The organism is Bosea sp. NBC_00550, assembly GCF_026020075.1.
GTDB lineage: Bacteria > Pseudomonadota > Alphaproteobacteria > Rhizobiales > Beijerinckiaceae > Allobosea.
Genome location: NZ_CP102772.1, coordinates 3187201 through 3206134, shown reverse-complemented (window position 1 = coordinate 3206134; position 18934 = coordinate 3187201). Strand labels below are relative to the sequence as shown.

Genomic DNA, 18934 nt, shown 5'->3' with positions numbered 1-18934 from the left:
GCGATGCCGGCTCTGGTTCCCTAAGATGTGGGGGGGCATAGTCGGCCCGATTCTGGAGACCGTCCGCATGAAGCCGCTCAACCCCGCCGCGATCGCTCCGCCCTTCGCCCGCTACAGTCATGGCATGGAAGTGCCGCCGGGCCAGCGATTCGTCTTCTGCTCGGGGCAGCTGGGCGTCGCCGCAGACGGGACCGTGCCGGAGGACGCGCGGGCGCAGGCTGATCTCTGCTTCGCCAACATCGCCGCGATCCTTGCAGAGACTGGGATGACGCTCGCGGACATCGTGCGGATCAACGCCTATGTCACCGACCGCGCCCATATGAAAGGCTATATGGAATCGCGCGATTGCCACGTCGCCAGCCCGCCGCCGGCCTCGACCCTGATGATCGTCTCGGGCTTCACGCGGCCCGAGTTCAAGGTCGAGATCGAGGTGGTGGCGGCGGCGCTGTAAATAGGGCTCTCGCCGAAAAATCTCGCCGTCATCCCGGACAAGCGGCAAAGCCGCGCCGATCCGGGATCCATCATAGGGCTCCGGAGCTCTACGATGGATCCCGGATCTCCGCTTCGCTGCATCCGGGATGACGGCGTGTGGTCGAGGAGAAAACGCCAGTTCCCTGCTAGCCTGCCTTGCGCTTGTTCTGGCGGTTCTCGATGAGGTCGTCGACGACGGCGGGATCGGCCAGGGTCGAGGTGTCGCCGAGCGCGCCGAACTCGTCCTCGGCGATCTTGCGCAGGATGCGGCGCATGATCTTGCCGGAACGGGTCTTGGGCAGGCCGGGCGCGAACTGGATCAGGTCCGGCGAGGCGATCGGGCCGATCTCGTTGCGGACATAGGCGACGAGTTCCTTGCGCAGGTCTTCGCTCGGCGTCTCGCCAGTCATCAGCGTGACATAGGCGTAGATCCCCTGGCCCTTGATGTCGTGCGGATAGCCGACGACAGCAGCCTCCGAGACGGAAGGATGCGCGACCAGTGCCGATTCGACCTCGGCCGTGCCCATGCGGTGGCCTGAGACGTTGATGACGTCGTCGACGCGCCCGGTGATCCAATAGTACCCGTCCGCGTCGCGCCGGCAGCCGTCGCCGGTGAAGTATTTATTCGGATAGGTCGCGAAATAGGTGTCCATGAAGCGCTGGTGGTCGCCATAGACCGTGCGCATCTGGCCGGGCCAGCTGTCGGCGATCACGAGGTTGCCCTCGCAGGCGCCTTCCAGCGCCTTGCCTTCGGCATCGACGATCTCCGGCTTGACGCCGAAGAAGGGCCGGGTGGCCGAGCCGGGCTTCAGCTTCGTCGCGCCCGGCAGCGGCGTGATCAGGATGCCGCCGGTCTCGGTCTGCCACCAGGTGTCGACGATCGGGCAGCGGCGGTCGCCGACGACGCGGTGGTACCACTCCCAGGCTTCCGGGTTGATCGGCTCGCCGACCGAGCCGAGCAGGCGCAGCGACGCCCGGCTGGTCTTCTTCACCGGCTCCTCGCCGGCGCCCATCAGGGAGCGGATCGCGGTCGGCGCGGTGTAGAAGGTGTTGACCTTGTGCTTGTCGATCACCTCCCAGAAGCGGGAGATCGACGGATAGGTCGGGATGCCCTCGAACATCAGCGTCGTCGCGCCGTTGGCGAGCGGTCCGTAGAGAATGTAGCTGTGGCCGGTCACCCAGCCGACATCGGCGGTGCACCAGTAGATGTCGCCGTCATGGTAGTCGAAGACGTATTGGTGGGTGATGGCGGTATAGACGAGGTAGCCGGCCGTGGTGTGCAGCACGCCCTTCGGCTTGCCGGTCGAGCCCGATGTGTAGAGCAGGAAGAGCGGGTCTTCCGCATTGATCTCGGCCGCCGGGCAAACGTCGGAGACCTTCGCGGCCTCCTCGTGATACCAGAGGTCGCGGCCCTGCTTCATTGCGACGTTGCCGCCGGTGCGCTTGACCACGATGACGGTACCGATACCGCCTTTCACCTTGCCGTCGGCGCTGTCGACGTTCTTCTTGAGCGGAACGGCGCGGCCGCCGCGCAGGCCTTCATCGGCCGTGATCACGATCTTCGAATCGGAATCCTCGATGCGGCTCGCCAGCGAATCGGGCGAGAAGCCGCCGAACACCACCGAATGGACCGCGCCGATGCGCGCGCAGGCGAGCATCGCATAGGCGGCCTCGGGGATCATCGGCAGGTAGATGGTGACGCGGTCGCCCTTCTGGACGCCGTTGGCCTTGAGCACGTTCGCGAATTTGCAGACTTCGGTGTGGAGCTGGCCGTAGCTGATCGTCTTCGATTCGCTGGGATTATCGCCTTCCCAGATGATCGCGGTCTGGTCCGCGCGCGTTGCGAGATGGCGGTCGATGCAGTTATGGGCGACGTTGGTGGTGCCGTCCTCGTACCATTTGATCGAGACCTTGCCCGGCTCGTAGCTGGTGTTCTTGACCTTGGTGTAGGGCTTGAACCAGTCGATCCGCTTGCCGTGCTCGCCCCAGAATGTCTCTGGGTCCGCGATCGAGGCGGCGTACATTTCCTGATAGCGGGCGTCGTTCGCCCATGCTTTCTCGGACCAGCCGGCTGGCACGTCGTAGATCGTATCGGACATTCGGGCGTCTCCCCAGACTTCGGCCGTCTGTGTTGCGTTGGTCCGTCGACTCTGGCGAGCAGGCCGGACATCGCTTCCTTTGAATTCGCCGCATCATAGGTTGCGCAGGCGGCGCGGCAACCCATTGTGCGTCGCACTTTCGTGGCAGGGGCAGGCGTCCGGAGCATGACTCTCGGGCAAAACATCCCCGGATCGTCTCATCACATGGTAGGGTGCGGCGCCTGTGGAGGGCTTTATGGCGCGCAATATCTGCATCTTCTCCGACGGGACGGGGCAGGCCGGCGGCGCGAACCCGATCAACTGGACGAGTGTCTACCGCCTGTTCATGGCGACGCGAGAGGCGGACCCTGCCGGGCAGATCTGCTTCTACGATCCCGGTCTCGGCTCCAACCCGGACGAGGGCGAGATTCGCGGCCCGTTCCGCCGCCTCAAGGATTGGCTCGCCCAGGCGACCGGCTACGGCATCACCGACAACATCATCGACTGCTATGCCGCGCTGCTTTGCGCCTACAGGCCGGGCGACCGCATCTTCCTGTTCGGCTTCAGCCGCGGCGCCTACACGGTGCGCAGCCTCGGCGGGGTGCTGGCGCTCTGCGGCGTGCCGGGCGGTTTCGCCAAGGTGATGCGCTGGGACGGTTTCACCGATGCGATCCAGGCCGCGGAGGTGAGGGCGCTCGCATCCAGCGCGGTCAAGGACGTTTACATGGTCAAGGATGACGCTGCCCGGGCCGAGGCCGCGGCTGCGTTCCGCAGCCGCCACGGCACGCAGCCGGCACCGCCTTTCTTCGTCGGGGTCTGGGATACGGTGCGCGCGCTTGGTCTCCCGGCGATCGGCAGCATGCCCGGACGCCACAAATTCCACGACGCCACCCTCAACCGGCAGGTCGCGCATGGCCGCCACGCGCTCGCCATCGACGAGAACCGGGAAGTCTTCGCGCCCGAACTCTGGGACGAGACGCAGGCCCCGCCCGGACAGATCAGGCAGGTCTGGTTCGCCGGCGTGCACACCGATATCGGCGGCGGCTACGGCCTGAAGATGGGATTGTCGGACCTGTCGCTCGGCTGGATGATCGCAGAGGCGCAGGCGATCGCGCATCCGCTCACCGTCGAGCCGCGGCTGATCGCGGAACTCAGGCCCGACGCGCTCGGCCGGCAGCATGACGAGCGCAAGACCTCATGGCTGCCCTGGAGCGAGGGCACGCGGGAGGGTTTCGTTCTCCACGAATTCCAGCCGCAACCGGCGCGGATGGCAGCGTCTGTCGAGCCGCGCCTGCAGGCTCCTGCCGTGCCGATCCTCGACAAGATGCTGCAATACCGGCCACGCGCGCTGGCTGAGTATCCGCCCTTTGCGGCGTATTACCGGCGCTGAGCGGTCAGAGACCGCCCATCTTGCAGACGATGTCCCATTCCTCGTCCGTCACCGGCTGGACCGAGAGGCGGAAGGAGGTGACCAGCGACATCTTGGCGAGCTTCGGCTCGGTCTTGACGTCGGCCAGTGTCACCGGCTTCGGCAACGGCTTCACCGCCTTGAAATCGACGAGAACCCAGGGCGGCCCCGCGTCTTCCCACGGATAGGCTTCCTTGATGACCTCGACGATGCCGACGACCGCGAGCCCTTCGTTCGAATGGTAGAAGAAGACCTGATCGCCCTTCTTCATCGCCATCAGGTTGAGCTTGGCGGTGTGGTTCTTAACCCCGTCCCAATGCGTGCCCTTCGCGCCGGCCTTGAGCTGGTCGTCCCAGGACCAGACGGACGGTTCGGATTTGATCAGCCAGTGAGCCATCAGGCCTCGTCCTCCTTGAGCGGCACTGGCGGCTGCGATGCCGCCTCGCCCTGTTCGTTCCAGAACCGCACCATCTCGCGGGTCAATGCGGCGTAATCCTTGGGGTCGAGCTCGACACGGACCTCGCCCTCGCCGAAGGGCAGGATCAGCACGAAGCGATGCGTGCCCTCGGCCTTGCGCCGGCGATGCTGCAGGACCGGCCCGGCGATCCGCCCGGCCAGAGGCACGGGTTGGCCCTCGGCAACGAGCTCCGACCCCGTGGTCTTCTTGACCTCGGCGATGCCGCGCGCGACGCGCTTGGTGAGGTCCGACCAGTCTCCCGCCATGCCCTTCTCCCTATCGTTCGGCCCGAATGGGGCGAGCCAGCAACGCAGCCACGGCCTCCGCTACGCCGATGCGCCCGGCGATGATCTCCGCGACTGCTTCCGCGATCGGCGTCTCGATATGCCGGGACCTCGCCATCTCGACCAGCACCGGCGCGGTGAAAGCGCCTTCGGCCAGTTTGCCGCCGGAGGCCTCGGCCGGGGCCTTGCCCTTTCCGAGCGCCAGCCCATAGGCGAAGTTGCGCGATTGCGGCGAGGCGCAGCTCAGCACGACATCGCCGAGGCCGGACAGGCCCATCAGCGTTTCGGGTTCGCCGCCATAGGCCTCGCCGAAGCGGCGCAGCTCCGCGAATCCGCGCGCCACCAGCGCGGCGCGCGCGCTTTCGCCGTAACCCAGGCCGATCGCGATGCCGGCGGCGATGGCGAGCACGTTCTTGGCGGCGCCGCCGATCTCGACACCGAGCGGATCGTCCGAATGGTAGATGCGGAAGGCCGGCGAGCTCAGAGCCTCGGCCAGCCCTTGCGCCAAGTCCGGCTCGGCCGCTGCGAGCGTCACCGCCGTGGGCAGGCCGCGCCCGATATCGCTGGCGAAGCTGGGGCCGGACAGGATCGCGGTGCGGGCGCCGGGCAGGACGCTTTCGATGATCTGCGTCGGAAACAGTCCGCTCGCCTGCTCGATGCCCTTGGCCGCGGAGACGATCGGCATGTCGGCCGACAGCTTTTCCGCCAGATTCTGGCAGGCCGAGCGCAGGTTTTGGGTGGGCACGGCCACGATCAGCGCGTCGCAACCGGCGAGGTCTTCAAGCGAAGCCGTGGCGCGGATCGTCTCGGGGAGGTCGATGTCCGGCAGGCGCGGCGACTGGCGGCTGCGCGCGATCGCCGCAATGGTCAGGGGATCGCGAGCCCAGAGCCGGACGGCGCGTCCGGCGCGCGTCGCTGCAAGCGCCAGCGCCGCGCCGTAAGAGCCGGCGCCGACGACGCCGACGGTCGCATAGGCCGGCACGCGTTTCATGCGGCTGACGCGGGCTTGGCCAAGAGTTCGTCGAGCGGCCAGCGCGGGCGGGCGACGGCGCTCATGTCGTCGACCATTCCGAGCCGCAGCCGTTCCAGCCCGGCCCAGGCGATCATCGCGCCATTGTCGCCGCAGAGCGCCTGCGGCGGGGCGACCATCGGCAGTCCGGCCTCTGTCGCAAGCCGCGTCAGGCCGCTGCGGATCGCCTGGTTGGCGGCGACGCCGCCAGCGACGACCAGCGTCGTGGGGGTGATTCCGGCCTCGCGGCAGGCGCGCAAGCCGGCGCGGGTCCGGTCGACCATGACGTCCACGATCGCCGCCTGGAAGGAGGCGCAGAGATCGGCGACGTCGTTGTCCGACAACGGCGCGATCCGCTCGGCGACGAGGCGTACGGCGGTCTTGAGGCCGGAGAGAGAGAAGTCCGGATTGGTGCGCCCCTGCATCGGCCGGGGAAAGTCGAAGCGCTCGGGATCGCCCTTCAGTGCCTCACGCTCGACCGAGGGGCCGCCAGGATAGGGCAGGGCCAGCATCTTGGCGATCTTGTCGAAGGCCTCGCCCACGGCGTCGTCGATGGTGCCGCCGAGCTTGAGGTAGTCGCCGACGCCGCGCACGGCGAGCAACTGCGTATGACCGCCGGAGACGAGCAGCAGCAGGTAGGGGAAGGCGAGATCGTCGGTGAGGCGCGCGGTCAGGGCGTGAGCCTCGAGATGGTTCACCGCGATGAAGGGGCGGCCGGTCGCGAGTGCGATCGCCTTGCCGGCGGTGAGGCCGACCATGACGCCGCCGACGAGGCCGGGCCCGGCCGCAGCCGCGACGGCATCGATGTCGCCGGGCTTCAGACCGGCATTCGCGAAGGCACGCGCGATGATGCGGTCGATCGCCTCGACATGGGCGCGTGCGGCGATTTCCGGCACGACGCCACCATAGGCGGCATGGGCGGCGATCTGGCTCAGCACTTCGTTCGACAGGATCTTGCTCTCGCCCGAGCGCTCGACGGAGACGATCGCGGCAGCCGTTTCGTCGCAGGTCGTCTCGATCCCAAGGACACGCATGATCGCTCGATTAACCTCGTAAAACGGAAGAACGGGATGAAGCCCTGCGTCCGGCAGTTCCTCGCCGGCAATTCCTTCGTATAGTGCGGGGCAGGGTGCAAGGCCAAGGGGCGTGCCCGCGACCTTTGCGGCAGGGATGAAAAGGGGACGGCATGCACAGGATCATTGTTCCGCCTCAATGCGGCCCGATCGCGGAATGCTGCATCGTTCGCGGATCGTCCTGTGGTCGCCGCCCGTCTTGTCAGGAGCTGTGAATGCGCGTTTTCGTCTTTCGTCCCCGTCCCGATGCCGAACGGACGGCGCGCGCCATCGCCGATCACGGCTTCGAGCCGCTCGTCGCGCCGCTCTTCGAGGTGGTCCGGCTGTCGGATGAGACGCCGCCCGGGAGCTTCGATGCGATCGTGCTAACCAGCGGCAACGCCTTGCCCGCGCTGACCGAGGGGCCGGCGACCTGGCGCGATCTGCCGGTCTTCACGGTCGGCGCACGGACCGCCGCCAAGGTGCGTGAAGCCGGGCTGGACGATGCCCGCAGCGCCGACGGCGACCGCAACGACCTGATCGAGCTGATCAAGCGCACGCTGCCGGCCCCGGCGAAGCTCCTGATGATCGTCGCGCGGGACCGCAAGGAGGATGTGCCGGACCGGCTCAAGCAGGCCGGCTACGACGTGAAGCTCTGGACCGCCTATGCGGCGGAGCCGGTCTCCGTCCTGCCCGAGGACACGCAGGCGGCTTTGCGTCACGGCCAGCCGGGCGATGCCGCCCTGCATTATTCGGCGCGCGGGGCACGGACCTTCATCACGCTGGCCCAGGCGGCCGGCGTTTCGGACGAGGCGCTCGAACTCACCCATGTCGTCCTGTCGGCCGATGTCGCGGCGCCGCTGATCGCGGCCGGGGCGAGCACGGTGCTGGTCGCCGAGCATCCCGAGGAGGCCGGCATGCTGGCTGCGCTGGAGCAGGTCTCCACGCGTGCCGGCTCTCCCGGTGCGGCCCGGCCGGAACTGCGCGGCAGCCTCAAGCGCATGCCGCCGACCATCGAGCTCAAGGCCGATGGGGAGGAGCCGGTCGCGCGGCCTGGCGCTGCCGGCGTGGACACTCATCCGCCGGAGGCGGTGGCGCCAACCGAGGCGCTGCCGCAGGAATTCGCGCCGCCGCCGGTCGAAGCATCGGCAGACGCCGCCGAGCGTCGCGCGCCGGCAGCGACGCCCTGGGTTCCCCTGATTGCAGCCGGTCTCATCGGCGGGATCGTCGGGGCCGGAGGCGCTTTTCTGGCCCTGAACCGCGCCGGCCCGGCGGTGAGCAGCGAGCAGGTCGGCGAACTGCGCCGCCGGATCGACACCGTGCAGACGGGTGTCGCTGCGGCCGATCGCAAGGCGGTGGCCGCTTCCGAGGCCGCAGCGAAAGCCGGATCGGAGGTCCAGGCGCTGGCCGGGAAGCTCGGTACGGTTGCGAATACGCAGGCTCCCGATACGAGCGCCTTCGCGGCGCAGGCCCAACGTGCTGAGGCTGCGACGGCGGCACTTGGCCAGCGACTCGAGCAAATCGCGGGGCGTCTCGGTGCGGCCGAGACGCAGGCGAAGAGCGCGGCGGCGCTGGGTCCCGAAGCCACGGCCGCGGCGCGGATCGTGCTGGCCGAGCGGGTGCAGCGCGCGCTTGCTGGCGGGCGCCCCTTCGCGAACGATATCGCGGCGCTGACGAAGAGTGGCGTCGCGCAGGCCGATGTCGCTGCCTTGACGATTGTGGCGGCGTCGGGCGCACCAACGCAGCAGGTGTTGCTCGCCGGCTTCCGCAAGCATGGGGCGATGTTCCAGCGCGAGGTCACGCCGCAATCCGACAGCTGGTCTGACAAGTTGCTCGGGCTGGCGAGCCGGATCGTCACGGTCAGGCCGGTCGGCGACAACGGCTCGAACGACCCGGCGACACTGCCGATCCGGCTCGAAGGCGCCATCGCCTCCGGCGATATGGCGAAGGCGGCGGGGTTGTGGGCGCAGTTGCCGGAGCCGGCGCGGCGTGCCAGTGCGGATTTCGGCGCCGATCTGCAAAAGCGGGCTGCGGCAGATGCGGCGATCGCCAAGATCGCGCAGGATGCGGTCGCGGCGCTCGGCGCTGCCGGCTGACGGAGGATAGAGGGTCTATGGTTCGCGTTCTCGTCTATCTCGCCGTCTTCGCCTGCCTCGCCTTCGGCGCGGTCTGGCTGGCGGATCGCCCGGGCGAGGTCTCGGTGCTCTGGCAGGGCTATCGGATCGAGACCAGCGTCGCGATCGCCGCCGTCGGCGTGGTCGCGCTCGCCTTTCTCGTCCTGCTGATCTGGGCGGTGCTGCGCTTCGTCTTCGGCCTGCCCTCGGCCTTCAGCCTGTCCTCGCGGGCCAGGCGCCGGGCGCGCGGCTTCGAGGCGGTGTCGCGCGGCATGGTCGCGATCGGCGCCGGCGACCCGGTCGCGGCCGGGCGCTATACCGGCGAAGCACGGCGCTTCGTCCCCAACGAGCCGCTGACCCTGCTGCTGGAGGCGCAGACCGCGCAGCTTTCGGGCGATCGCGGCCAGGCCGAGGCCGCTTTCAAGGCGATGCTCGACAAGCCTGAGACGCGGGTGCTCGGCCTGCGTGGGCTCTTCGTCGAGGCGAAGCGGCGCGGGGACATGACGGCGGCGCGCGCCTTCGCCGACGACGCCGTGCGCCGTTCGCCCTCGCTCGCCTGGGCCAATGACGCGCTGCTCGATTTCCACACCAATGCCGGCGACTGGCAGGCGGCCCGTACGGCCGTAGAGCGCCGTGCCGCGCTCAGGCTGGCCGACAAGGCCGAAGCCCGGCGTCAGCGCGCCGTCCTGCTGGCGGCCGAGGCGCTGCAGGCGCGCGATAGCGAGCCGGAGAAGGCTCTGGCGGCCGCGCTCGAAGCCGTGAAGCTCGCGCCGTCTCTGACGCCGGCTGCTGCGCTCGCAGGCCGGATGCTGGCCGAGCGTGGCGACGTCCGCAAGGCGTCGAAGCTGCTCGAAGCCGCCTGGAAGGAAGCGCCGCATCCCGACATCGCGGCGGCCTATCTCGATGCCCGCCCCGGCGACAGCGCACTCGACCGGCTCAACCGCGCGACGACCCTATCGAAGCTGCGGCCGGCCGATCCGGAAAGCGTGCTGGCGCTGGCCGGCGCCGCGATACAGGCGCGCGAGTTCCCGAAGGCGCGCGAGAATCTGAAGCCGCTGCTGGCGGGCGGAGCCTCGGTGCGCGCCTGCCTGCTGATGGCGGAACTGGAGGAGGCCGAGCACGGCGCCGACGGCCGCGTACGCGAATGGCTGGCGCGGGCGACACGGGCGCCGCGCGATGCCGCCTGGGTCGCGGACGGGCTGGTCTCTGATCATTGGATGCCGGTCTCGCCGATCACCGGCCGGCTCGATGCTTTCGTCTGGACCGTGCCGCCGGCGACTTTGGGCAGCCGGACCCAGGCAATCGACGACGTGCTGTTCGACCTCGACGATTCGACCAAGCTGATCGAGATCAAGCCGGAGTCCGTCACGACGATCGAGCCGGCGGCTGTCGCGGCTCCGCCGGCCCCGAAGGAAGAGCCCAAGCCGGAGCCGACGGTGACGGCGGCTCCTGCCGTGCAGCCGAAGGAAGAGCTGAAACCGGCATCGGAACCCCTGCCGCCGGTCCAGATGGCGGCAGAGCCCGTGAAGCCCGTGGATGCCAAGCCGGTCGAGTCCAAACCGGTGGAGACCAAGTCTGCTGCGCCTGCACGCGAGTCTGCACCACCCAAGCCGGTGATCTTCCCGGTCTCGCATGCGCCCGACGATCCGGGGCCCGACGACGAGCCGCCGCAGGAACCGAAGAAGAGCGGTTTCCGCCTGTTCGGCTGAGCGCAGCCCTTTCCTTCTCCCCTTGCGGGAGAAGGTGGCTCGGCGGAGCCGAGACGGATGAGGGGTCGCGCTGCCCTTCAGAATTTACGTCTACGAAGAAGCGCGACGATTCAGGGCGGCGCGACCCCTCACCCCAACCCTCTCCCGCAAGGGGAGAGGGGGCAGGTCCTGCGCTTCCTTGTTCGAAAGATCCTCGGGTCAAGTCCGAGGATGACGGCGATCCCTGTGGAAAAGGCGTGCGGTCGCGCCGCATGCGACGTATAGCGGCCCGATGACATCCATTTCCGATCCACATGCCGGCGTGACCCTGCACGTCGGCCCCGAACAGGCTGGCCAGCGTCTGGACAAGGCGCTCACCTTGCTCGCGGGCGAGATTTCGCGCGCGCGGCTGCAGCAGGTCATCAAGGAGGGCGGCGTGCGCCTTAACGGCGCCGTCGCCAGCGACGGCAGCCGCAAGGTGGTGGAGGGCGACGAACTCGCCCTCGTCATGCCCGAGGCCAAGCCTGCCGATCCGGTCGGGCAGGATATTCCGCTCGACGTCGTCTACGAGGACGAGCACCTGATCGTCATCGACAAGCCGGCAGGGCTCGTCGTGCATCCGGCCGGCGGGCATGAGGACGGCACGCTGGTCAACGCCCTGATCGCCCATTGCGGCGAGAGCCTTTCGGGCATCGGCGGCGTCAGGCGGCCGGGCATCGTGCACCGGCTCGACAAGGATACCAGCGGGCTGCTTGTCGTCGCCAAGAACGACCGAGCGCATCAGAAACTCGCCAAGCAGTTCGCCGACCATGGCCGCACCGGCCCGCTGCAGCGCGCCTATCTCGCCATCGTCTGGCGCGCGCCGCGGCTTCGCCAGGGCACGATCGATGCCCCGATCGAGCGCTCCAACCGCAACCGCGAGAAGATGATGGTGGTGCCCGAGGGGCGTGGCCGCGAGGCGATCACCCACATCGAACTGATCGAGCGCTATCCGCCCCTGCTCAAAGGGCTCGACGAGACCGAGCCGCTGGCCAGCCTGATCGAATGCCGGCTGGAAACGGGGCGCACGCACCAGATCCGCGTGCATATGAGCCATATCGGCCATCCGCTGCTCGGCGACCAGCTCTACGGCTCGGGCTTCGCCACTAAGGCGAGCCGCCTGCCCGAGGACGCACAGGCGGCGCTCACCGCGCTCGGCCGGCAGGCCTTGCACGCGGCGGTGCTCGGCTTCGAGCATCCGGCCACCGGCGAGGAGATGTTGTTCGAATCCGAGCCGCCGGAGGACTTTGCGAATCTGCAAGCAGCGCTCGCGAGGCTGTGAGCGAATCCGGCGTCGCTGCCACCTTTCCGCCAGAGTGAGTTCGCATATACTGGGGTTGTTCGGATGCGGATGGCCAAGGGGGCGCCGCAAGCGAGCGATCCAGCCGAACCGATGACTGGTTCCCGCGTTGGATTGGTTTGCTTCGTCCGAAGCCTGCGCGAAGGTTGATCGCGCGGAGGGCCTGCCGCCAAGCGGGGGCCTCGATGAGGAGAACGAGCATGGCGAGTGCTTCGCTGCCCGTCCTGTCCGCCGAAGGCGGACTTTCACGTTATCTCGACGAAATCCGCAAGTTCCCGATGCTGGAACCGAGCCAGGAGTACATGCTGGCCAAGCGTTGGCGCGAGCATGGCGACCGCGATGCGGCGCATAAGCTCGTGACCTCGCATCTGCGGCTCGTCGCCAAGATCGCCATGGGCTATCGCGGTTACGGCCTGCCGATCGGCGAAGTCGTGTCCGAGGGCAATGTCGGCCTGATGCAGGCGGTCAAGCGCTTCGAACCCGACAAGGGCTTCCGTCTCGCGACCTATGCGATGTGGTGGATCAAGGCCTCGATCCAGGAATACATCCTGCGCTCCTGGTCGCTGGTGAAGATGGGCACCACGGCCAACCAGAAGAAGCTGTTCTTCAACCTGCGCAAGGCCAAGAGCAAGATCTCGGCGCTGGGCGAGGGCGATCTGCGCCCCGACCAGGTTCAGCAGATCGCGACCAAGCTCGGCGTCAACGAGCAGGACGTGGTCGACATGAACCGCCGCCTCGGCGGTGATGCCTCGCTCAACACGCCGTTGCGCGAGGATGGCGAAGGCGAGTGGCAGGACTGGCTGGTCGATGATTCCGAAAGCCAGGAGCGTCGCCTCGCCGATTCCGAGGAGAGCAGCAACCGCCATACCGCGCTGCGCGAGGCGCTGGACGTGCTGAACCCGCGCGAGCGGCGCATCTTCGAGGCGCGTCGCCTGGCCGAGGATCCGATCACGCTGGAGCAACTCTCCGAGGAGTTCGGCGTGTCGCGCGAGCGCGTCCGCCAGATCGAGGTGCGCGCCTTCGAGAAGGTGCAGGAGGCCGTCAAGAAGGCGATCACCCGCATCGAAGCGCCGCGTGCCGCATTGCCTGCGGCCTGACCGTCGGCGGGTTTCGACACAGTTCAAGGGGTGCCGCGAGGCGCCCCTTTTTCATGAGCGCGTCATTCTCGGGCGGCGCGCAGCGCCGACCCGAGAAACTCATGCCGAGAGAGGCGCCAGCGCCTTCGTGCCGGGAGATGCTCGGGTCAAGCCCGAGCATGACGGCCTGCAAATGTCTCAATACAGCGGCGGCAGCGGCTGGAGCGGCAGGCGAAACGGGCCGATGAAGACGCGGCCATCGCGCAGGGAGACGGGTGGCAGCGGAGTGAGGCCGGGCGCCGTCGCGGCATCGGCGCCGCGGCCGCCCAGCAAGCCGCCAAGGCCGCCGAGCAGGTTGCCGATGCGGATGCCGCCGATCTGCTCGATGCCCGCCGCCGCCAGCCTGAGATCGCCCGCCACGCGATGCGCCGGATCGAGCAGCAACTGGCCGCTGCCGTCGACGCGCGCCTTGCCCTTGGTCGAGACCATGCGGGTCAGGTCGAAAATGCCGTTGGCGGCGCGCCAGCTTTCCAGCGCATCGGGATTGAAGCCCTTCCGGAAGCTCTCGGCCTGGGTCAGCGTCGCCTGCAGGTCGATCTCGCCGGTGTCGGTGTTGCCGAGCAGGGCGTTGATCGGCGGCAGGACCGTGCCCTTGGCGGAGACGGCGATGTCGACGGCTTGCTCAAGAGCCGGCCGGGTCGGATTACGCCGCAGATGCGCCTCCAGGGTCTTGCTGCCCCAGGTCTCCGGGTTCAGTCCGGGGACGGTCAGGACGGCGGTCAGATCGCTGGCGACGAGCGCGAAGCGCTCCGGGTTGCGCCAGGCGAAACTGGCGTCGAGATTCGTCCAGGTGAGGTCGAGCGTGCGGCCTTCCGGCAGGGTCGCCTTCGCAGGGCCCGACAGTTCGAAGATCACGAGGCTGGGCGAATAGATCTGGCCGACGGCGAGGGCGGGGCCGGTCTCGATGCGCACGGCATCGCCCCAACGTGTCGAGGTGAGAGCAAGCGCGTTGCAGCGCAGCTCGATGCGGAAGGGATAGCCGCCGATGGTGCGGTCGGTGCAGGTCCAGGCCCGGCCGCGCTCGGCCTCGCGCGCCAGCGCGGTGTCGATCTCGGCGGAGGCACGTGCGCGGGCATAGAACCAGAAGGCGGACCAGGCAGCGGCCAGAATGACAAGCAGGAGGAACGGGCCGTAGAGCCAGAACCGGCTCTGGCGGCGGCGCGTCGGAAGGGTATCGGTCATGCGGCAGGCATTCCTTGCGCGAAGGCGGGCGGATTGTTAGCTCGCCCGGAAAGCGGGCGCCAGAGCGGGAAGGCACTTGCGCCGGATGGCGCGAGCCAGCAAGCAGGCCGGCACGGCCAAATTATGGGATGGCGATGACGAGCGAATTCGGCAAGGCGGATCTCTGGGTCTTCGGCTACGGCTCGCTGATCTGGCGGCCGGGCTTCGCCTTCGAGGAGAGCGTGCAGGCGCGGCTTCACGGCTATCACCGCTCGCTCTGCGTGTTCTCGCATGTCCACCGCGGCACGCCGGAGCGGCCCGGGCTGGTCCTCGGGCTCGATCGTGGTGGTGTCTGCCGGGGTCTCGCCTTCCGGGTCACGGGCGCGCGGGCGCAGGAGACCGTGTCCTATCTGCGGGCACGCGAGCAGGCGACCGCGGTCTATATCGAGCGCCATGTTCCGCTCAGGCTCGAGGACGGCCGGGAGGTGCGCGGCCTCGTCTACGTCGCCGATCGCAAGCACCTGCAATATGCTGGCAAGCTGTCGGCGACCGAGCTGCTCAAGCTCGTCCGGCAGGGGCGCGGCAGCTCCGGGGAAAACCCGGACTATGTGCTGCAGACCCATGAGCATCTGCGTAAGATGGGGATCTATGATCCGGTCCTGGCCGCTTTGGCGCAGGAACTCGCGCCCGGCCTCGCGGCGACGCATCCGCCGCTGTCAGGCTGATCAGGCTTCCGGATTAGCTTCCGGCATCAGGTCGAGCAGGGCGGCGCGGCGGCTGAACCCATCCTCTGCCAGGAGATGGACGTGGATCTCGGCCGCGCCGGCTGCCGTGATCGCGCGCTGCCAGCGGCCCAGCGCTGCCTCGACCCCGAAGGGGCCGGAATCGCGCGCCGCAATGACACGCCGCTCGGCCGAGACCGCGAGCAGGACGGCATCGGTGAAACCGAGTGCGTGGATGTCATCGACGGTGAAGACCGAGGCGACGTAACGCCGGCCGGAGCGCCCGCGCCAGGCCGTGAAGCGGCGCTCGCCGAGGCTTGCCGTGCTGCGCAACGGCATCTCGCGGGCCACAAGCGGCTCGTCGAAAAGATCGGGGGTATAGCGATAGGCGAGAGCGGCCATGTCCGTTCCTCCTGAACTAGGAACAAAATGGGAACGCTCTGGGGATAAGTCAAGCGTCGCGGCCGAAGATGCCTGCTTCGCGACGCTCTCTGCTGTCAGGGATTGTCAGGAGTGGCGAGCGGATCGAGCCCGAGCGCTGCGAGTTCCGTCCGCCCCTGTGCCAGCAGCCTGTCGCAGGCGGTCTCGATCCGCTCCTGCAGCTCGCGCTGGAAGGAGATTTTGTCGAGCCCCGGCATGATCGGCGGCAGGATCTCGATGCGGATCGTGCCGGGACGGCGCAGGAACTTGCGGCGGGGCCAGTAGAGGCCGGTGTTGAGCGCGACCGGGACGCAGGGCACGCCGAGCTCGGCATAGATATGCGCGACGCCGAACTTGTAGGCCGGCGGGGCACCGGCGGCACGGCGCGTACCCTCGGGGAAGATCAGGAGCTGCCGCCCGTTCTGGCCGAGCTCGACCTTGGCGCGGCGCGTGACCTGCGACAGGGCGCGAGCCCGGGCGCCGCGATTGACCGGGATCATGCGCAGCTTGTTCAGGGCCCAGCCGAAAAACGGGATCCATGTCAGTTCGCGCTTCAGGATGAAGACCGGGTTCCGGAAGACCGTGACGAGTGCGAAGGTCTCCACGAAGGACTGGTGCTTCGCCGCGACCATCAGCCCGCCCTGCGGGATGTTCTCGAGGCCGGTGATCTCGCAACGCGTACCGGCGACGATTCGCAGCAGCCAGAGCGAGGAGAGCGACCAGCCGATCGCCACCGCCAGCATGATCCGCCTCGGCAGCAGCAGCGCCGGCAGAACGCCGAAGACCAGCCAGAGGACGAGGTTTGCATAGAACAGGGTGTTGAAGACGAGGGAGCGCAGAACAAGCATGCTGCGCAATGAGCCCGAGACGCGGCGCCGGTCAAGCGCGGTCGCGTTGTTTCGGGCGTCAGCCTTCGTGGCGCGCGTGGCCCTGCAGCCGCGACCGCTTCTCCGCTGCCGGCCCCATCAGCTCGGCCGGCTTCGACGAGACCGGCTTGCGGCCGCCGACGATCACGGACAGCCGCGAGGTTTCGGGATCGCTTTCGACGAGGCTGCGCAGGCGGGCCACCAGATATTTCACGTATTCGGGCGCGAGAATCTTGATCGTCGCCCAACGATGCCACCAGCCGGAGGTGTCGAGATGCTCGGTCACGACCGGGTGCGGAATCAGCTTCACGCCCGGCATGGCGTGCGCGAACTCGGCCAGCGTGCGCGGCATGTGGTAGTTCGAGGTCACGACCAGCAGCGAGCCGAAGCCGTGCTGGCGGAGCCAGCGCCGGGTCTCGATGGCGTTGCCGATGGTGTTGCGGGCGCGATAGTCGAGATCGACGCAGCAGGCGAGCAGATCGCGTGCGGCCGGGTTCAGCTTGGCCAGCTCATCGCGGCCTGTCTTCTCGTTGACGCCGCTGATCAGCAGCCGCGCACCGCGGTCGGCCCCGAGCAGGCCGATGGCGTCGCCGATCCGCTGGGCGCCGCCGGTGACGACGACGATCGCATCGGTGCGCGGCGTGGTCGCTGGTTCCTGCGCATCGATGCCGGAGGCGAAACGCGCATAGCCGAGGCCGGACAGGATCAGGCCGGCACAGGCGACTATGGCCATGCTCATCGCCAGAATCCGGCGCAGCGAGAACCGCCGACCCGCGCCGGGGCGCCGGGCCGCGGAATCGGGCGGCTCCATCGCGAAATGGTCGTTCGTGCTGCCGATCATGGCCATGATATTATTGGCATAACCCGGCAATCGGGCATAACGGCGGCGGCCACCGGCCGGCTTTTGCCGCAGGAATGAAGACTTCGTTGACGGTCGGCCGTCGCTCCACAAACGATCATGCCAGCATCCTGAGGTAGTGGCGGACGGTGAAGCGGGACACCAGTCCGGCGATGGCGGCCACCACCACGGCAACGAGAATCACCGCGGCATAGCCGGCCCAGCCGATCTCGAACGCGCCGAACAAGGCCTGCAATTGCTCGGCTTCCGGCGCCGTTCGCCAGCGCGAGACGATGAAGCCGATGATGGCGATGACGAGAATGGCGGCAAGGCCGCCGACGGCCCCGCCCTTGAGGCCGAGCCGGATGAAACGGCTCTGGAATTCACGGGCGATGAAGCCGTCGTCGGCGCCGACGAAATGCAGCACCTCGACGCTGTCGCGGCTGCCGGCCATCGCGCCGCGCGTGGCGAAGGCGACGGCGAGCGCCGCGGCCGCGAGCACGAGCAGGACAACCGCGAAGCCGGAGATGACGATGGTGCCGGCCATCGCGGAGAGCCGCCGGACCCAGAGCCGGTGGTCGTCGAGGATGGCGGACGGCACATCGCGGCGAAGAGCCGGGCCGAAGCTGGCGAGATCGGGGCTGGCGCCCGGCTTGAGCTTGAGCACGATGAGCCGGGGGATCGGCAGTTCGACGAGATCGAGGCCGGTGCCGAGCCAGGGCTCGAGCAGCTTGTCGGATTCGGCCTTGGGCACGGCCCGGACGCTGTCGATGCCGCCCAGCGCCTGCGCCATTGCCACCGCGCGCTTGACGTCCTCCTCGATGTTGCGGTGCGAATCGGGCCGGATCTGGATGGTCATCTCGTTGGAGATGGCGCCGCGCCACTGGTCGGAGGCGCGTGCGGCGAGCACGGCGGCACCGGCGCTCAGGGCGGCCAGGAAGGTCAGGATCGCGATCACCGCCATCAGCGCGCGGCCTGCTACGCTGTCGACCGGCACGAGGGGCTGGTCGCGCCGCAGATTGGAGGGCAGCGCACGCTCGGCATGCTCCGGCTCGTGATGGCCGCTCTCAAGCGTCGACATGCAGATGCCCGTCGGCCAGCACCAGACGCGGCGCGTCGTAGATCTCCATCAGGTTCAGGTCGTGAGTCGCGATGATCACCGCCGTGCCGAGCGACTGCAATTCCATGAACAGACGCAGCAGCCGCCGGCCGAGACCGGGGTCGACATTGCCCGTCGGCTCGTCGGCGAGCAGCAGTTCCGGCCGGCCGATCAGGGCGCGCGCGATCGCGGCACGCTGCTTCTCGCCGCCCGAGAGGACGGCGGGCACGGCATGCATGCGCTCGCCGAGGCCGACCCAGCGCAGCAGCTCGACCACCTCGGCGCGATAGCTCGTCTCCTCTTTGCCGAGCACGCGCAGCGGCAGCGCGACATTTTCGTAGACGGTGAGATGATCGAGCAGGCGGAAATCCTGGAAGACCACGCCCATGCGCCGGCGAAACGCGGTCAGCGTCCCCGCGTCGAGGCGCGAGACGTCCTGCCCGAACAGGTTGACCAGTCCGCGCGTGGGCTTCAGCGCCATCAGGATCAGGCGCATCAGCGTCGTCTTGCCGGCGCCGGACGGGCCGGTCAGATATTGGAACGAGCGCGGCGCGATACTGAAGTTGATGTCCTTCAGCACCTCCGGGCCCATGCCATAACGCAGGCCGACATTCTCGAACCGAACCAAGCGGTCTTCCTCATTCACCGAAACGCGAATCCGCGCCGATCCTACACCGCAAGCAGGCCTGCCCGGAAAGGCGCGATGCGGACAGCTTGCGCCAGTGATTCTTCACGGGGCGTTAACCATAAATCGTGCCAATAGGAGCGGGCATTTCGGTTCGCTGCCATCCG

General features: G+C 68.3%; 18 protein-coding genes. 7 read left to right on the top strand and 11 right to left on the bottom strand.

The annotated features are described in order from the left end of the window. Positions 1–67: 67 nt before the first annotated feature. Complete coding sequence (locus NWE53_RS15445) at positions 68–451, top strand: RidA family protein (protein WP_265050268.1); 384 nt, start codon at positions 68–70, stop codon at positions 449–451. A gap of 166 nt (positions 452–617) precedes the next feature. Here NWE53_RS15445 and acs read toward each other — a convergent pair whose 3' ends face one another. Then, positions 618–2570: an acetate--CoA ligase gene (acs, locus tag NWE53_RS15440; protein WP_265050267.1), complete on the bottom strand. Its 1953-nt coding sequence runs from the start codon at positions 2568–2570 to the stop codon at positions 618–620. A gap of 235 nt (positions 2571–2805) precedes the next feature. Between acs and NWE53_RS15435 the strand changes: the two genes are divergently transcribed. Further along, positions 2806–3939 (top strand): DUF2235 domain-containing protein, encoded by a 1134-nt coding sequence (locus NWE53_RS15435; protein WP_265050266.1) that lies wholly within the window; start codon positions 2806–2808, stop codon positions 3937–3939. 4 nt (positions 3940–3943) lie between these two features. Here NWE53_RS15435 and NWE53_RS15430 read toward each other — a convergent pair whose 3' ends face one another. From NWE53_RS15430 to tsaD, 4 genes are read right to left on the bottom strand one after another with little or no spacing between them, the layout of a single operon-like run. After that, positions 3944–4354 carry an EVE domain-containing protein gene (locus NWE53_RS15430; protein ID WP_265050265.1) on the bottom strand — a complete coding sequence of 137 codons (411 nt, stop codon included), beginning with the start codon at positions 4352–4354 and terminating at the stop codon, positions 3944–3946. After that, positions 4354–4680, bottom strand: a complete 327-nt coding sequence (locus NWE53_RS15425; protein WP_265050264.1) for a hypothetical protein — start codon at positions 4678–4680, stop codon at positions 4354–4356. The genes NWE53_RS15430 and NWE53_RS15425 overlap by 1 nt, the downstream gene beginning before the upstream one ends. Before the next feature lie 10 nt (positions 4681–4690). Continuing rightward, positions 4691–5689 (bottom strand): NAD(P)H-dependent glycerol-3-phosphate dehydrogenase, encoded by a 999-nt coding sequence (locus NWE53_RS15420; RefSeq protein ID WP_265050263.1) that lies wholly within the window; start codon positions 5687–5689, stop codon positions 4691–4693. Next, positions 5686–6741: a tRNA (adenosine(37)-N6)-threonylcarbamoyltransferase complex transferase subunit TsaD gene (gene tsaD, locus NWE53_RS15415; RefSeq protein WP_265050262.1), complete on the bottom strand. Its 1056-nt coding sequence runs from the start codon at positions 6739–6741 to the stop codon at positions 5686–5688. Before tsaD ends, NWE53_RS15420 begins: the two co-directional genes overlap by 4 nt. A gap of 254 nt (positions 6742–6995) precedes the next feature. On the opposite strand from tsaD, the gene NWE53_RS15410 reads away from it, so the two are divergent. From NWE53_RS15410 to rpoH, 4 genes are all read left to right on the top strand, one after another. Continuing rightward, positions 6996–8855 (top strand): uroporphyrinogen-III synthase, encoded by a 1860-nt coding sequence (locus tag NWE53_RS15410; RefSeq protein WP_265050261.1) that lies wholly within the window; start codon positions 6996–6998, stop codon positions 8853–8855. A gap of 17 nt (positions 8856–8872) precedes the next feature. Beyond that, positions 8873–10582, top strand: a complete 1710-nt coding sequence (locus NWE53_RS15405) for a heme biosynthesis HemY N-terminal domain-containing protein (protein ID WP_265050260.1) — start codon at positions 8873–8875, stop codon at positions 10580–10582. A 271-nt stretch (positions 10583–10853) separates the two neighbouring features. Then, positions 10854–11882, top strand: coding sequence for an RluA family pseudouridine synthase (locus tag NWE53_RS15400; protein ID WP_265050259.1), 1029 nt, complete (start codon positions 10854–10856; stop codon positions 11880–11882). A gap of 218 nt (positions 11883–12100) precedes the next feature. Then, complete coding sequence (rpoH, locus tag NWE53_RS15395) at positions 12101–12997, top strand: RNA polymerase sigma factor RpoH (protein WP_265050258.1); 897 nt, start codon at positions 12101–12103, stop codon at positions 12995–12997. A gap of 177 nt (positions 12998–13174) precedes the next feature. Here rpoH and NWE53_RS15390 read toward each other — a convergent pair whose 3' ends face one another. After that, positions 13175–14218, bottom strand: a complete 1044-nt coding sequence (locus NWE53_RS15390) for a DUF2125 domain-containing protein (RefSeq protein WP_265050257.1) — start codon at positions 14216–14218, stop codon at positions 13175–13177. Positions 14219–14352: 134 nt separating this feature from the next. Between NWE53_RS15390 and NWE53_RS15385 the strand changes: the two genes are divergently transcribed. Next, on the top strand, positions 14353–14922 hold the full coding sequence (locus NWE53_RS15385) for a gamma-glutamylcyclotransferase (protein ID WP_265050256.1): 570 nt from the start codon (positions 14353–14355) through the stop codon (positions 14920–14922). Here the strand turns inward: NWE53_RS15385 and NWE53_RS15380 are convergent, their stop codons facing one another. From NWE53_RS15380 to ftsE, 5 genes are all read right to left on the bottom strand, one after another. Then, positions 14923–15321 (bottom strand): hypothetical protein, encoded by a 399-nt coding sequence (locus tag NWE53_RS15380; protein ID WP_265050255.1) that lies wholly within the window; start codon positions 15319–15321, stop codon positions 14923–14925. Between the two features lie 95 nt (positions 15322–15416). After that, a complete protein-coding gene (locus NWE53_RS15375) occupies positions 15417–16187 on the bottom strand; it encodes a lysophospholipid acyltransferase family protein (protein WP_265050254.1) in 771 nt (256 codons plus the stop codon). 58 nt (positions 16188–16245) lie between these two features. Continuing rightward, entirely contained in the window at positions 16246–17052 is an 807-nt protein-coding gene (locus NWE53_RS15370; RefSeq protein WP_442864839.1) for a YdcF family protein, read from the bottom strand. Between the two features lie 109 nt (positions 17053–17161). Next, positions 17162–18124, bottom strand: coding sequence for a cell division protein FtsX (locus tag NWE53_RS15365; protein WP_265050253.1), 963 nt, complete (start codon positions 18122–18124; stop codon positions 17162–17164). Beyond that, positions 18111–18734, bottom strand: a complete 624-nt coding sequence (gene ftsE / locus NWE53_RS15360) for a cell division ATP-binding protein FtsE (protein ID WP_442865036.1) — start codon at positions 18732–18734, stop codon at positions 18111–18113. The genes NWE53_RS15365 and ftsE overlap by 14 nt, the downstream gene beginning before the upstream one ends. Between the last annotated feature and the right edge of the window lie 200 nt (positions 18735–18934).

Coding starts and splice junctions, on each gene's coding strand:
- NWE53_RS15445 (WP_265050268.1), top strand. CDS start 68: ATGAAGCCGCTCAACCCCGCCGCGATCGCTCCGCCCTTCGCCCGCTAC.
- acs (WP_265050267.1), bottom strand. CDS start 2,570: ATGTCCGATACGATCTACGACGTGCCAGCCGGCTGGTCCGAGAAAGCA.
- NWE53_RS15435 (WP_265050266.1), top strand. CDS start 2,806: ATGGCGCGCAATATCTGCATCTTCTCCGACGGGACGGGGCAGGCCGGC.
- NWE53_RS15430 (WP_265050265.1), bottom strand. CDS start 4,354: ATGGCTCACTGGCTGATCAAATCCGAACCGTCCGTCTGGTCCTGGGAC.
- NWE53_RS15425 (WP_265050264.1), bottom strand. CDS start 4,680: ATGGCGGGAGACTGGTCGGACCTCACCAAGCGCGTCGCGCGCGGCATC.
- NWE53_RS15420 (WP_265050263.1), bottom strand. CDS start 5,689: ATGAAACGCGTGCCGGCCTATGCGACCGTCGGCGTCGTCGGCGCCGGC.
- tsaD (WP_265050262.1), bottom strand. CDS start 6,741: ATGCGTGTCCTTGGGATCGAGACGACCTGCGACGAAACGGCTGCCGCG.
- NWE53_RS15410 (WP_265050261.1), top strand. CDS start 6,996: ATGCGCGTTTTCGTCTTTCGTCCCCGTCCCGATGCCGAACGGACGGCG.
- NWE53_RS15405 (WP_265050260.1), top strand. CDS start 8,873: ATGGTTCGCGTTCTCGTCTATCTCGCCGTCTTCGCCTGCCTCGCCTTC.
- NWE53_RS15400 (WP_265050259.1), top strand. CDS start 10,854: ATGACATCCATTTCCGATCCACATGCCGGCGTGACCCTGCACGTCGGC.
- rpoH (WP_265050258.1), top strand. CDS start 12,101: ATGGCGAGTGCTTCGCTGCCCGTCCTGTCCGCCGAAGGCGGACTTTCA.
- NWE53_RS15390 (WP_265050257.1), bottom strand. CDS start 14,218: ATGACCGATACCCTTCCGACGCGCCGCCGCCAGAGCCGGTTCTGGCTC.
- NWE53_RS15385 (WP_265050256.1), top strand. CDS start 14,353: ATGACGAGCGAATTCGGCAAGGCGGATCTCTGGGTCTTCGGCTACGGC.
- NWE53_RS15380 (WP_265050255.1), bottom strand. CDS start 15,321: ATGGCCGCTCTCGCCTATCGCTATACCCCCGATCTTTTCGACGAGCCG.
- NWE53_RS15375 (WP_265050254.1), bottom strand. CDS start 16,187: ATGCTTGTTCTGCGCTCCCTCGTCTTCAACACCCTGTTCTATGCAAAC.
- NWE53_RS15370 (WP_442864839.1), bottom strand. CDS start 17,052: ATGGCCATGATCGGCAGCACGAACGACCATTTCGCGATGGAGCCGCCC.
- NWE53_RS15365 (WP_265050253.1), bottom strand. CDS start 18,124: ATGTCGACGCTTGAGAGCGGCCATCACGAGCCGGAGCATGCCGAGCGT.
- ftsE (WP_442865036.1), bottom strand. CDS start 18,734: ATGGGCCCGGAGGTGCTGAAGGACATCAACTTCAGTATCGCGCCGCGC.